The sequence below is a fragment of the Bacillus gaemokensis genome (assembly GCF_001590835.1).
Classification (GTDB): domain Bacteria; phylum Bacillota; class Bacilli; order Bacillales; family Bacillaceae_G; genus Bacillus_A; species Bacillus_A gaemokensis.
Window position 1 is genome coordinate 86,754 of the sequence record NZ_LTAQ01000012.1, and the last position, 12,767, is coordinate 99,520.

Sequence of the window (12,767 nt, forward strand, 5' to 3'; positions counted from 1 at the left end):
TAATTATGGCAGTACAAACAGTTGATATTTTAGGTGTCCCTTTTTCTACGATGACAATGGAAGAGACAATTCAATATCTCATCAAACAGTTAGAATCAGGACAAGGTCATACATTTCAAGTTGTAACAGCAAATCCTGAAATTGTAATGTGTGCGAAAAAGGATCCAAGTTTTCATCAAACACTTTTGAAAACGGATCTGATTACACCAGATGGTATCGGTGTTGTAAAGGCTAGTGGCATGCTAGGAACACCACTAAAAGAGCGTGTGGCAGGATTTGATTTAATGAGCGATTTATTCGAGGCATTGTCGAAAGAGAATAAACCTGTATCTGTTTTTTTACTGGGGGCAAAGCCACATGTTGTGAAAGGTGCTGCTGATCATTTAACAAAAACATATTCAGCGGTATCCATTGTTGGCATGCAGGATGGATATTTTAAGCGAGAAGAGGAAGAAAATATTATTTCTCGTATTCAAGAAGCAAAACCTGATTTATTACTTGTAGCGCTCGGATTCCCAAGACAAGAAAACTTTATTCAAAATAATAAGCATCGCTTGCAAACAAAGATGGCTGTTGGTGTTGGCGGTAGTCTAGATGTTTGGGCTGGAGAGGTGAAGCGTGCGCCGAAATGGATTCAAGCGATTCATCTAGAATGGTTTTACCGTTTATGTAGTAATCCAACACGTTGGCGTCGTCAGCTTGTATTAGCTGAATTCTTAAAAGAAGTCATGCGTTCCAAAAAGTAGCGAAGTATCGCTACTTTTTTTGTATGAATTGAACTAGATGATGTTTTTTTTAAATACATATAAGGGGGGAAGTTTTTTATTCTATGACTGTGTAGGTGATGAGATGAAATTAGAGAAGTTTGTCGATGTACTTCCAATCCCTCCTATATTAAGGGCATTAAGGAGAAGTGAGAGCAGTGTATATTATGAGGTTACAATGCGCCAAACATATGTGAAGTTTCACCGAGACCTGCCAAAAACAAAAGTATGGGGATATGAAGGAATGGTACCTGGACCAACAATTGATGTGAAATCGGGAGAAACGGCCTATGTGAAATGGTCAAATGATTTGCCTAGCAAACACTTCCTACCTGTCGATAAAACATTGTCTCACGGACATTTAGATCCTGAAGTCCGTACCGTTGTCCATCTTCACGGAGGGGTAACACCAGAAGAAAGTGATGGGTATCCAGAAGCATGGTTTACAAAAAAATTTCAGCATGTAGGTCCCTATTTTAAAAATTTTATTTATAAGTATCCCAATCAACAACCGTCTGCAACACTTTGGTATCACGATCATGCTATGACATTAACACGCTTAAATGTATATGCTGGATTAGCAGGTTTTTATTTCATCCGTGATAATAAAGAAAAAAAATTTCGGTTACCTGCTGGAAAGTATGAAATCCCTCTACTTATTCAAGATAAAACGTTTCTTGAAGATGGATCGTTATTTTATCCTTCGCAACCTAACAATCCGACTCCCAATACACCTAATCCATCAATTGTCCCCTTTTTTTGTGGAGATAACATAATCGTAAATGGAAAAGTATGGCCATATTTAGAGGTAGAACCGAGAAAATATCGTTTTCGTATTTTAAATGGATCAAATACACGCACATACGAATTGAGTTTAAGTTCTAATCAATCATTTATTCAAATTGGGACAGATAGTGGCTTTTTACAAAGACCAAAAGGAATAAAGAAAATTATATTAGCACCTGCTGAACGGGTGGATGTCATCATTGATTTTAAAAAATTAAAAGGTAAAAGTGTTATTTTGCAAAACGGAAATGGTTGCGGTGGACCTGTTAATCCAGAGGATGATGCCAATGTCATGAAGTTTTCTGTAACGAAAAATTTAGATGGGATAGATAGAAGTTGTATCCCTTGTTATATGAGAAAAAAAGATGATAGTTTAAGAAGATGCGTTAAACGTATTCGAAAATTAAAGGTAACTGCATCACGTGATATGTATAATCGTCCTATGCTTCTTTTGGATGACAAAATGTGGCATGATCCTGTGTCAGAAATTATGAGAGCGGGAGATGTAGAGATATGGGAGTTTTTAAATGTTACAGGTGGTGTTCATCCAATTCATTTACACCTTGTATATTTTTATATTCTTGATCGGCAACCATTTGATGTGAAGTTTTACAATGAAACAGGTGAAATACGTTTTACAGGATCACCGATTATGCCTGATCAGAGTGAACGTGGACCAAAAGATGTTGTTCGTGCCTTTCCAGGTTATATAACTCGTATTATAGCTCGTTTTGGTCCATATAAAGGTCGGTATGTGTGGCATTGTCATTTGTTAGAGCATGAAGATCATGATATGATGCGTCCATTTCAAATCATTAAGTAAAGCGCCTGTTTATAGGGCGTTTTTTATTTGGCTATTTGTGGCCAGCAATACCCATGGATTAAAGGGTTATTTTATGGGAATGATGAAGGAGGAATTTTCACATGAAATTGTTTTACTTATACAATACACACATGTAAAATGATGTGTAAAGACACCTGTGTGAGGAGGACTTTTAGTGGGTAATATAAAAGAAATTTCAAAGCGAAAGCTTCTTGGAATAGCAGGGCTTGGTTGGTTATTTGATGCAATGGATGTTGGTATGCTGTCATTTGTCATTGTAGCGCTGCAAAAAGAATGGGGATTAAGTAGCCAGGAGATGGGCTGGATCGGCAGTATTAATTCGGTCGGAATGGCAGTCGGGGCACTTGTCTTTGGCATACTAGCAGATAAGATAGGACGGAAATCGGTCTTTATTATAACCTTATTATTATTTTCTATCGGTAGTGGTTTAACGGCATTATCGACAACTTTAGCTGTATTTTTGATTCTACGCTTTTTAATTGGTATGGGTCTTGGTGGAGAATTACCAGTTGCTTCTACCCTTGTATCTGAAAGTGTTGAGGCACATGAAAGAGGAAAAATTGTTGTGCTACTTGAAAGTTTTTGGGCTGGTGGTTGGTTAATAGCGGCTCTTATTTCTTATTTTGTAATTCCAAAGTATGGTTGGCAAGTAGCGATGGTGTTGAGTGCGATTCCAGCTTTTTACGCCCTATATTTAAGATGGAACTTACCAGACTCACCGAGATTTGAAAAGGTTGAGAAAAAGCAATCTGTTCTTACAAATATAAAGGCAGTTTGGTCTTTTGAGTATCGTAAAGCAACGATTATGCTATGGGTTTTATGGTTCTGTGTTGTCTTTTCTTATTATGGCATGTTTCTTTGGTTACCAAGTGTAATGGTATTAAAAGGATTCAGTTTAATAAAGAGTTTCCAGTATGTGCTGATTATGACGTTGGCACAGCTCCCAGGATATTTTACTGCAGCATGGTTTATTGAACGCCTTGGCCGTAAATTTGTATTAGTTACATATTTAATCGGTACAGCATGCAGTGCTTATGTATTCGGAATAGCTGATTCGCTTACGACATTATTGATAGCTGGGATGCTCTTATCTTTCTTTAACTTAGGAGCATGGGGTGCTTTATATGCGTATACACCTGAGCAGTATCCAACGGTAATTCGAGGTACGGGAGCAGGGATGGCAGCTGCTTTTGGCCGAATTGGTGGTATCCTTGGTCCGTTATTAGTAGGGTATCTTGTTGCTTCGAAAGCTTCTCTGTCACTGATCTTTACAATCTTTTGCGTTTCTATTTTAATTGGCGTAATTGCAGTAGTGATGCTCGGACGGGAAACAAAGCAGCAAGAGTTAGTATAATGAAAAAAGGAGGTCCGAGTTGACTTCCTTTTTTGTTGTATTCTAGTTGAGCGAGTGTAGGGTAAGTAGAAAATAAGGTTAGAAAAAGGAATTATTTCTTATGAAAGCGAATGTATACAACAAGACATATGGACAAAAGAATTAGGTGGTTAGGCAAATGAAAATTTTACTTATCATGGAAGAGACAGAAAGTCGAACTCGATTAATTGAAACATTTACAGAAAATATGCGAAATGTAGATTGTTTTGAAGTAAGAACAGGAATGGAATCTTTGCAAATAGCAAAAAAACATGTTCCTGATTTCGTTTTTTTAGATACGCAGTTAGCTGATGGCACAGGTTTTGAATTTTCTAGCTTACTACAACAATTAAGTTGTTATACAAAATTTGTTTTTATTGGTGAGAATATAGAAGGAGCGATTGAAGCTTTTCGATTTCAAGCGTTTTATTATTTATTACGGCCATTTCGTGAGGAAGATTTACAGTTCCTTTTGTGTAGAATGGAACAAGAAAAAGAAAATAAAATAAAAAACCATTTGCGAAAACTTCCGATTGAAAGTCACGAAGGAATTACATATGTTTTTCCAGAGGACATTATATACGTGAGTAAAAATAAAGAAAATAAAACGGTTTCGATTTATACAACAAATAATCAATATATTTCAACCTATACACTGCAGGAATTAGAAAATAAATTAACTGCATATGATTTTCTACGCGTTCACAAAAGTTATTTAATAAATATCATGCATGTTCATGCACTAAAACCTTATTATAATGGAACATATAATCTTTATTTAGATAGGTATGATGAGCAGCCAATTCCTGTTAGTCGAAACTATGTGAAAAGACTTCGTAATAAAATTGAACTATGACAAGTTGTGAGTGAATTTCAACATGTTAACATAAGAATCCTTCATGATAAGGAGGATTCAAGTTAAATATTCAGAAAATTTAGTACAATCTCCTCTAAGGAGTAGTATAGGGGGGATTGTATGTGAAGGCGTTTAAGTCAATTTTACTTTGGGGTGTTATTGCAGCATTAGGAGCAGTTGGATTTGGTGTCATTGCCTTATCGCAAGGTGAAACAATTAATGCCGTATGGTTATTAGTGGCAGCTGTTTCTGTATATGCTATTGCTTACCGTTTTTATAGTAGATTTATTGCAAGAAAAGTATTTGAACTAGATAATAATCGCAAAACACCTGCTGAGACGTTAAATGATGGGAAAGATTACGTTCCAACAAATAAATGGGTATTATTTGGTCATCATTTCGCGGCAATTGCCGGTGCAGGTCCGCTTGTAGGACCAATATTGGCAGCGCAGATGGGATATTTACCAGGAACTATTTGGATTATTGTTGGAGTTGTAGTTGCTGGGGCTGTACAAGATTTCGTTATTTTATTTGCTTCAATGAGACGTAATGGGAAATCATTAGGTGAAATGATTAAGGATGAAATTGGTCCTGTTACAGGATTGATTGCAATGGTTGGTATTTTAGGTATTATGATTATTTTGTTAGCAGTATTAGCGTTAGTAGTTGTGAAAGCGCTCGTTGGTAGTCCTTGGGGCATGTTTACGATCGCAGCGACAATTCCAATTGCTATTTTAATGGGTGTTTATATGCGTTATATTCGTCCGGGGCGCGTTGGAGAAGGGTCGGTTATTGGTATTATTTTACTCATTTTATCCCTTGTGGGAGGACAGTATGTAGCGGAAAATCCTACGCTTGCAAGTATGTTTACTTTTAGTGGTGAAACAATTGCTATTATGCTTATCGTATATGGCTTTATTGCATCTGCATTACCGGTTTGGATGCTGCTCGCACCACGTGATTATTTAAGTACATTTTTAAAAGTTGGTACGATTGTTGGGCTAGCAGTTGGGATTCTAATTGTAGCGCCAGACTTACAAATGCCAGCTGTGTCTAAATTTATTGATGGAACGGGTCCAGTGTTTTCTGGGAATTTATTTCCGTTTTTATTCATTACAATCGCGTGCGGTGCTGTATCAGGATTTCATGCTTTAGTTTCCTCTGGTACTTCGCCGAAAATGATTGAAAGGGAAGGGCATGCGCAGCCAATTGGCTACGGAGCGATGCTGATGGAATCTTTCGTTGCAGCAATGGCCATGATTGCAGCTTGTGTACTAACACCAGGGACTTATTTTGCTATCAACAGTCCAGCGGCTCTAATTGGAACGGATGTATCACAAGCAGCCCAAGTTATTTCTTCTTGGGGATTTGCAATTACACCGAATGAATTAAAGGACCTTGCTGTAAATGTTGGTGAACAAACGATACTATCTCGTACAGGAGGAGCGCCAACATTAGCAATTGGGATGGCCTACATCTTTTCACAAGTAATAGGTGGAACTGCGATGATGGCGTTCTGGTATCATTTTGCTATTTTATTTGAAGCATTATTTATTTTAACAACAATTGATGCGGGTACGCGTGTAGGACGATTTATGATTCAAGATATTTTAGGACACGTGTATAAACCATTTGCGAAAACGGACTCTACACTAGCAAATGTAATTGCAACAACTTTATGTGTGTTAGGATGGGGGTATTTCTTATACCAAGGGGTAATTGATCCACTCGGTGGAATTAATACATTATGGCCGCTCTTTGGAATTGCGAACCAAATGTTAGCTGGCATTGCATTATTACTCGGAACAACAATTTTGTTTAAAATGGGGAAAAAGGCGTATGTTTGGGTCACTCTTATTCCAACTGTAGGATTATTGATTGTAACGATGACAGCTGGTTATCAAAAATTATTTCACGAGAATCCAAAAATTGGATTTTTATCGCATGCAAAAGTATTTCAAAATGCTTTAGATAGTGGGAAAATATTGGCACCAGCGAAAAACGTAGCACAGATGAAGCAAATTATTTTGAATGATTATATTGATGCGGCACTTTGTGGCATTTTCATGTTAGTCGTTATCGCAGTGCTGATTTCTGCTATTCGTATATGGATCCAAGTGTTGCAAAATAAAGCAGTACCGTTAAAAGAAGCACCATATATTGCGAGAGATGAAAGTGAGACGAGAAATTATGCTTAAAAAATTAGGAAAGGTGTGGAGGGCACGAAAGCAATTTATTAGTTTGCTTGTTGGAGTACCGAGTTATGAAACGTATGTTACTTATATGAAGAAGCACCATCCAGAAGAAACTATGTTATGTCGAAAACAGTTCTTTGCAGAAGTGCAAGAAGCTAGATTTAATGCGAAAGGTGGAAAAATATCGAGATGTTGTTGACGGAAAAGGGCGATTCATCGTCCTTTTTTATTTTTTTTGTTTCACGTGGAACGAAAAAAATAAAAAGATTTGGGGATAATAGCGGCTTCTGTTTGAGTAGAATGATCATAGTGATTTACATAATAAGAAACGATAGAACCAAGTTAGATTTTGTAGCCAAAAAAAATAAGGCTATCGTTGGATAGCCTTATTTTTTATCCCGATATTAGTAGGGGATTTTACTTTCTTATACAAGTTCTTTTCCAACAGCAAATTTACGATATGCACCGTGATGAGTTGGGCCAACATATTCGTTAATTTGGAATGAATGACGAATTGCTGCTGTGATGAAATCTTTTGCCACTTGTACTGCTTCTTTTACAGACTTTCCTTTTGCAAGCTCTGCTGCAATTGCTGCAGAATATGTACAACCTGCACCGTGTGTATTTGTCGTATCGATTTTCTCTGATTCTAAAAGATCAAATGTTTCTCCATCGTATAATACATCGATTGCAGTTTCAGTTCCTAACTTGCTACCGCCTTTAATTAATACATACTTAGCACCTAAAGCATGGATTTTTTTAGCAGCTTCTTTCATGTCCTCAAGGGAATTAATTTTCACACCGCTTAGCTGATATGCTTCAAATAAGTTTGGTGTCACAACTAATGCTTTTGGAACAAGTACATCACGTAAGCAGTCATTTGTTTCAGGATGCAATGCTTCGTCTGCCCCTTTACAAACCATAACTGGATCGACTACTACGTTTTGTAGATTATGTTTTTCAATTGTTTCAGCAACCATTTCAATGATTTCAACAGATCCAAGCATACCCGTTTTTAAAGCATCCACACCAACACCTTCAATAGTTGTCTCTAATTGTGGTTTTAGTGTAGAAGCAGGAATAGGAAATACGTTATGTGCCCATCCGTTATGTGGGTCCATCGTTACGATTGTTGTAAGAGATGTCATTCCGTATACACCAAGTTCTTGGAACGTTTTTAAATCCGCTTGAATACCAGCGCCACCGCTTGTGTCAGAACCCGCGATTGTAAGTGCTTTATTTAATGTCATTGTGAAAGCCCCCTCAGGTGATATAATGAAAACTACATTTTTAATCATTATATCAATGTTACGAATAAGTACAAAGTGAAAAAATGGCTTGTTTGTTTTAAATGGTATTGAATTTGGTACAATGAGAAATGAAAATATTGTATGTAGGAGACAATTTATGTTTCAAGAAAATCGTACAAATGAATTAGTAATATTAAAAGAAATTGCAGAAACATTAAATGCATCAAATGATACGTATCATGTTCTGCAGGCAGTATTAGAAAAGCTACTGCATGTAACAGGATTAACAACAGGATGGATTTTTCTTGCTGATGAAAATGGTAGGTATACAAAATTAATTGATTATCATTTACCAGCAGCGCTTACCTTTCAAAATAAAAAGCCAATGTGTGAAGGAGAATGCTGGTGTTTGCGTCGGTTTGTAGAAGGGAAATTAGAGAGAGCCGTTAATATTATTGAATGCAAGAGAATTAATAACGCAATTGAAAATGACTGGGGTGATACAGAAGGGATTCTTCACCATGCAACAGTTCCATTAAAGGCTGGTGGGGAAGAATTTGGCGTACTAAATGTAGCAAGTCCAGGAAAAACGCATTTTTCTGAGGAAGAACTTATGTTATTACAATCAGTTGCTTTACAGATTGGAACGGCCTTAAAGCGGACGAAATTATATGAGGGCGAAAAACGACGGGCTCATTATTATGTGAAGTTAGAGCACTTCATTCAGAAATTGAGAATGATTCATAAGCTCAATACATTACCGGAAGAAGTTGTAAAACAAGTGGGAGATGTATTTCTGTGGGAGCAAGTCGCATTTTTTATACAGGAAGAAAAAAAAATATCCATGCGGGCTTTCTATAAGGAGCATACATTACAAGAGGATTTAGGTTTAGAGAGAGCGGCAAAAGAAGCTATAGAGAGGAATCGACCTGTCTTATTGAAAAGACAGATCGGGAATGTCGTTTATCCTAGTGGTTCTATTATTGCTGCCCCAATACATATTCGAAACCATGTGTTTGGTGTTCTATGCGTGAGCTCGAGTAAAGGTGAGTTTGATACCAATACTGTAGATATGATACAAGCGTTAACGAATCATATCTCATTAATGATTGAGAATTTAAGATTAAATGAACAGCGCCGTGAGCTTGTTCGAATGGAAGAACGAAATCGTTTAGCGAGGGATCTTCATGATTCTGTTTCACAAAAGCTATTTTCATTAACCTTCATGACGAAGGGAGCTGAAGCTGTTTTGAAGGGACAAAATGAAAGAGTCGATCAATCTCTTCATGAGATGAGGGAACTAGCACAAGGTGCTTTAAAGGAAATGAGGACCCTCATTTGGCAGCTTCGCCCAGCAGGATTAGAAAAAGGTTTGCTTCCAGCTTTAAAACAGTATGGTGAAAACTTAGGGTTACAAATTCGTGAACAGGTTACAGGTGTGCGTGATCTACCTCGTGTAGTAGAAGAAACATTGTGGCGTATTGGACAAGAGGCTTTAAATAATGTCAGTAAGCATGCTGACGTCATGGAAGCTACGATTTATTTCAAATTGACAGAGAAAGATGTATCTTTAGAAGTAGTTGATTACGGAATTGGTTTTATTGAGAAAAATGTAAAAAAGAAAAAGTCACTTGGCATGACAACCATGCGGGAACGAGCAGAATTAATTGGTGGATATATTAAGATTGCGAGCGGAAAAAAGCGGACAAGTATAAAAGTGATTGTACCATTATAATGTGATGTGAAAATGAGGGAAGCTTGTGAAGATAAAAGTATTATTAGTTGATGATCATACAGTTGTTTTAAAAGGGTTAGCATTTTTCTTAAGTACGCAAGAAGATTTAGAATTAGTTGGGGAAGCAAACAACGGAAAAGAAGCGTTAGAAAAGGTAGGAGCAGTACAACCGGATGTTGTGTTGATGGATTTGTACATGCCAGAGATGGATGGCATTGAAGCGACAGCGTGTATAAAAAAAGAATATCCGGATGTAAAAGTACTTGTATTAACCAGTTTTTCTGATCAAGCACATGTGTTACCGGCATTAAAAGCTGGAGCAAGTGGATATATTTTAAAAGATGTTGAACCGGATCAGCTTGTAGAGGCGATTCGTAGTGCGTACAAAGGAAATATTCAGCTGCATCCTGAGATAGCAAATGCGCTCCTTTCCCAAACAATGCCGCAAGAAGAACAAGAGTCTATATCAAATATTCATGTGGATGTACTAACTGCCAGAGAAAATGAAGTATTGCAGTTACTTGCTAAAGGAATGAGTAATAAGGAAATTGCTTCTGTTTTAGTAATTACGGAAAAAACAGTAAAAGCTCACGTAAGTAGTATTTTGAGTAAATTAAACTTATCAGATCGTACGCAAGCAGCTTTATATGCAGTGAAAAATGGAATTGTATAAAGACAAAAGTCGTAGGACCAAGTTCGCCTTTAGAAGGTGGACTTTTTTTATGGAAAGATACGTCTATATGAGGAAGAAATAAATGAATTGAAAAGGTAGAATGTAGTTGTAAGCAACAACATTACAAGGGACAAGACCTTTTTAGTAAGTAATATATAACAACGTAAGAGTGAGTACTAGGAGGAAAAAGCATGACAACAGTTTTATTTGTAAAAGCTAACAACCGTCCAGCAGATCAAGCAGTTAGTGTGAAATTATATGAAGCATTTTTAGCAAGCTACAGAGAATCACATGCAAACGATACAGTGGTAGAACTTGATTTATACAATGAAGAGTTACCGTACATGGGTGTAGATATGATTAATGGTACATTTAAAGTAGATAAAGGATTTGATTTAACAGCAGAAGAGGCGAAAGCGGTAGCTGTTGCTAATAAATATTTAGATCAATTCCTTGCAGCTGATAAAGTAGTATTTGGTTTCCCATTATGGAACTTAACAATTCCAGCTGTACTTCACACATATATCGATTATTTAAACCGTGCCGGTAAAACGTTCCAATATACAGCAGAAGGCCCAGTAGGTCTTATCGGAGATAAGAAAGTTGCATTATTAAATGCACGCGGTGGTGTATATTCTGAAGGTCCAGCAGCTGGCGTAGAAATGGCTGTTAAATATGTAGCAAGCATGATGGGATTCTTCGGTGTGAAAAATATGGAAACAGTAGTAATTGAAGGCCACAACCAATTCCCAGATCAAGCAGAAGAAATTATTGCAGAGGGTCTTGAAAAAGCTGTTAAGGTAGCAAGTGAATTTTAATTAAAATTATAATCGCCACTCAAAAGTGATAAAGATTATTGCAGTACCAACTTTTTAAGACGTTGGTACTGCTTTTTTGTTGAACAGATAATGTCAGGCATAGGCAGCCTGTTTTCATTGCCGTGGGGGTTCATCTGCTGATTTTTGTAATTATTTTCGGTCTTGTAGCCAATACATCCTCCCTTCTTTTTAAACCAATTTTGCTCACAAAACTGATATTGTCCCAACTTATGAAATATACAGTCTTGATGAGCTGTATCAAATTTTAAAGTAATTACTATTTCTTAGACTAAGATACTGGTGAAGGAACGTCTTGAATAACAAGCGAAAGAAATGGGTGCCAATACAATTGTAGGTCTTCGCTTTGAAATGGCGACAGGACAAGGTTCTTCAGAATTAATTGGTTACGGCTGTTATTGTGAAATAATGAAAACTCGCGTTATTTGCGCGAGTTTTTTCATATAAATGAATATAGGATGACATCTTAAAATATAGTAAAATTTTCTATAGAGGAGGGGGAGGGTTGAGAGTTTTCATTTGTATTGCCTTAGTGGTCTGTATATGTATGTTCATAAGCTTACGGTTTTTGCAAAAGCAATTTCCAGATAAAAAATATGATGTTTTTTTATCTATCGTAGTAACTGCAGCAGGAATTTTTCTTATGCTATATGGTGCTTACGGTGTTGATATTTCGATTGGTAAAAATTTATGGTATATAGGGATGTTTATAGTAATCGGGTCTGTAACGGGTACCTTAATAAATATAACTATAAGGGTTGGAAGGAAACAAGGTAGGTATAAATTCCATGTTGTTGGTCACGTGATAGGGTTTTTAGGATGTGCCATACAAGTCATAATTTATTTTTATCAAGAATATCAGTGGACTTTCTTTGATATAGAAAAGGTTTTTATTTTTATTATGGTTATGGTATCTATACTATTTGTGTGTATTGCAGTGTTTCTTCATCGGATTTTTTTCATGTGTGCTGCAATTTTCCCAAGTTTATATGCAATGATATACTTATCTATTCCTTGGATGATAGTAAGTAATAGCTTGCTTGTAATAGCTGCTTTGCTTATGACAACAGAGTATGAAAAGAAAAAACGGGTAGATAAACGTGTAGAATATTTTAGGGGAAAAGGTTATTTATAATAGTATCTTAATATAATTAAAATTTTTAGAATAAACGATTAAATTGTTAATAAAATCTTTTGTAAAGATTCAGAAAGATAATTGACATTAGGAAATTATTGCTATAAAATCAACGGTAATTGCATAGTCTTATCAAGAAAAGGTGGAGGGACAGGCCCTATGAAACCTTGGCAACAGCCGAATAGCGGAATTGTGCCAAATCCTGCAGGTAATAAACCCTGAGAGATAAGAAAGAGACTCTAGAGCGTGTTTTCAAACTGCTTCTTTCTTGTTCGGGAAAGAAGCAGTTTTTTTATTTTCTATGAAACGAAAGGAGAATGA

11 protein-coding genes and 1 riboswitch are annotated in these 12,767 nt (G+C 36.5%); of the genes, 10 read left to right on the top strand and 1 reads right to left on the bottom strand.

Annotation, left to right across the window (positions count from 1 at the left end; translation table 11 throughout):
• Positions 1 to 5: 5 nt before the first annotated feature.
• The 6 genes from AZF08_RS11660 to AZF08_RS11685 all read left to right on the top strand — a co-directional run bounded on the left by AZF08_RS11660 (position 6) and on the right by AZF08_RS11685 (position 7,016).
• Positions 6 to 746 carry a WecB/TagA/CpsF family glycosyltransferase gene (locus tag AZF08_RS11660; protein ID WP_033673456.1) on the top strand — a complete coding sequence of 247 codons (741 nt, stop codon included), beginning with the start codon at positions 6 to 8 and terminating at the stop codon, positions 744 to 746.
• A gap of 103 nt (positions 747 to 849) precedes the next feature.
• Positions 850 to 2,373, top strand: coding sequence for a multicopper oxidase family protein (locus AZF08_RS11665; RefSeq protein WP_033673455.1), 1,524 nt, complete (start codon positions 850 to 852; stop codon positions 2,371 to 2,373).
• A 175-nt stretch (positions 2,374 to 2,548) separates the two neighbouring features.
• Complete coding sequence (locus AZF08_RS11670) at positions 2,549 to 3,748, top strand: MFS transporter (protein WP_033673454.1); 1,200 nt, start codon at positions 2,549 to 2,551, stop codon at positions 3,746 to 3,748.
• Between the two features lie 157 nt (positions 3,749 to 3,905).
• Entirely contained in the window at positions 3,906 to 4,622 is a 717-nt protein-coding gene (locus AZF08_RS11675) for a LytR/AlgR family response regulator transcription factor (RefSeq protein WP_033673453.1), read from the top strand.
• Positions 4,623 to 4,744: 122 nt separating this feature from the next.
• Positions 4,745 to 6,820 (top strand): carbon starvation protein CstA, encoded by a 2,076-nt coding sequence (cstA, locus tag AZF08_RS11680; protein ID WP_033673452.1) that lies wholly within the window; start codon positions 4,745 to 4,747, stop codon positions 6,818 to 6,820.
• Positions 6,813 to 7,016 carry a YbdD/YjiX family protein gene (locus AZF08_RS11685; protein ID WP_033673451.1) on the top strand — a complete coding sequence of 68 codons (204 nt, stop codon included), beginning with the start codon at positions 6,813 to 6,815 and terminating at the stop codon, positions 7,014 to 7,016. Before cstA ends, AZF08_RS11685 begins: the two co-directional genes overlap by 8 nt.
• Before the next feature lie 226 nt (positions 7,017 to 7,242).
• On the opposite strand, the gene pdxK is transcribed toward AZF08_RS11685, so the two are convergent.
• Positions 7,243 to 8,067, bottom strand: coding sequence for a pyridoxine/pyridoxal/pyridoxamine kinase (gene pdxK / locus AZF08_RS11695; RefSeq protein WP_033673449.1), 825 nt, complete (start codon positions 8,065 to 8,067; stop codon positions 7,243 to 7,245).
• 157 nt (positions 8,068 to 8,224) lie between these two features.
• Between pdxK and AZF08_RS11700 the strand changes: the two genes are divergently transcribed.
• The 4 genes from AZF08_RS11700 (at position 8,225) to AZF08_RS11715 (ending at position 12,446) form a co-directional block, all read left to right on the top strand.
• Positions 8,225 to 9,802, top strand: a complete 1,578-nt coding sequence (locus AZF08_RS11700) for a GAF domain-containing sensor histidine kinase (protein ID WP_033673448.1) — start codon at positions 8,225 to 8,227, stop codon at positions 9,800 to 9,802.
• A 25-nt stretch (positions 9,803 to 9,827) separates the two neighbouring features.
• Positions 9,828 to 10,475 carry a response regulator gene (locus AZF08_RS11705; protein ID WP_033673447.1) on the top strand — a complete coding sequence of 216 codons (648 nt, stop codon included), beginning with the start codon at positions 9,828 to 9,830 and terminating at the stop codon, positions 10,473 to 10,475.
• Between the two features lie 191 nt (positions 10,476 to 10,666).
• Complete coding sequence (locus tag AZF08_RS11710) at positions 10,667 to 11,293, top strand: FMN-dependent NADH-azoreductase (protein ID WP_033673446.1); 627 nt, start codon at positions 10,667 to 10,669, stop codon at positions 11,291 to 11,293.
• A gap of 523 nt (positions 11,294 to 11,816) precedes the next feature.
• Entirely contained in the window at positions 11,817 to 12,446 is a 630-nt protein-coding gene (locus tag AZF08_RS11715; RefSeq protein WP_033673445.1) for a hypothetical protein, read from the top strand.
• Positions 12,447 to 12,572: 126 nt separating this feature from the next.
• Positions 12,573 to 12,678, top strand: a riboswitch (SAM riboswitch).
• The last annotated feature ends 89 nt before the right edge of the window (positions 12,679 to 12,767 follow it).

What these genes read in the sequence shown, in the direction of transcription:
- AZF08_RS11660 (WP_033673456.1), top strand. Translation starts at nt 6, where the DNA reads ATGGCAGTACAAACAGTTGATATTTTAGGTGTCCCTTTTTCTACGATG.
- pdxK (WP_033673449.1), bottom strand. Translation starts at nt 8,067, where the DNA reads ATGACATTAAATAAAGCACTTACAATCGCGGGTTCTGACACAAGCGGT.
- AZF08_RS11685 (WP_033673451.1), top strand. Translation starts at nt 6,813, where the DNA reads ATGCTTAAAAAATTAGGAAAGGTGTGGAGGGCACGAAAGCAATTTATT.
- AZF08_RS11675 (WP_033673453.1), top strand. Translation starts at nt 3,906, where the DNA reads ATGAAAATTTTACTTATCATGGAAGAGACAGAAAGTCGAACTCGATTA.
- AZF08_RS11665 (WP_033673455.1), top strand. Translation starts at nt 850, where the DNA reads ATGAAATTAGAGAAGTTTGTCGATGTACTTCCAATCCCTCCTATATTA.
- AZF08_RS11710 (WP_033673446.1), top strand. Translation starts at nt 10,667, where the DNA reads ATGACAACAGTTTTATTTGTAAAAGCTAACAACCGTCCAGCAGATCAA.
- AZF08_RS11700 (WP_033673448.1), top strand. Translation starts at nt 8,225, where the DNA reads ATGTTTCAAGAAAATCGTACAAATGAATTAGTAATATTAAAAGAAATT.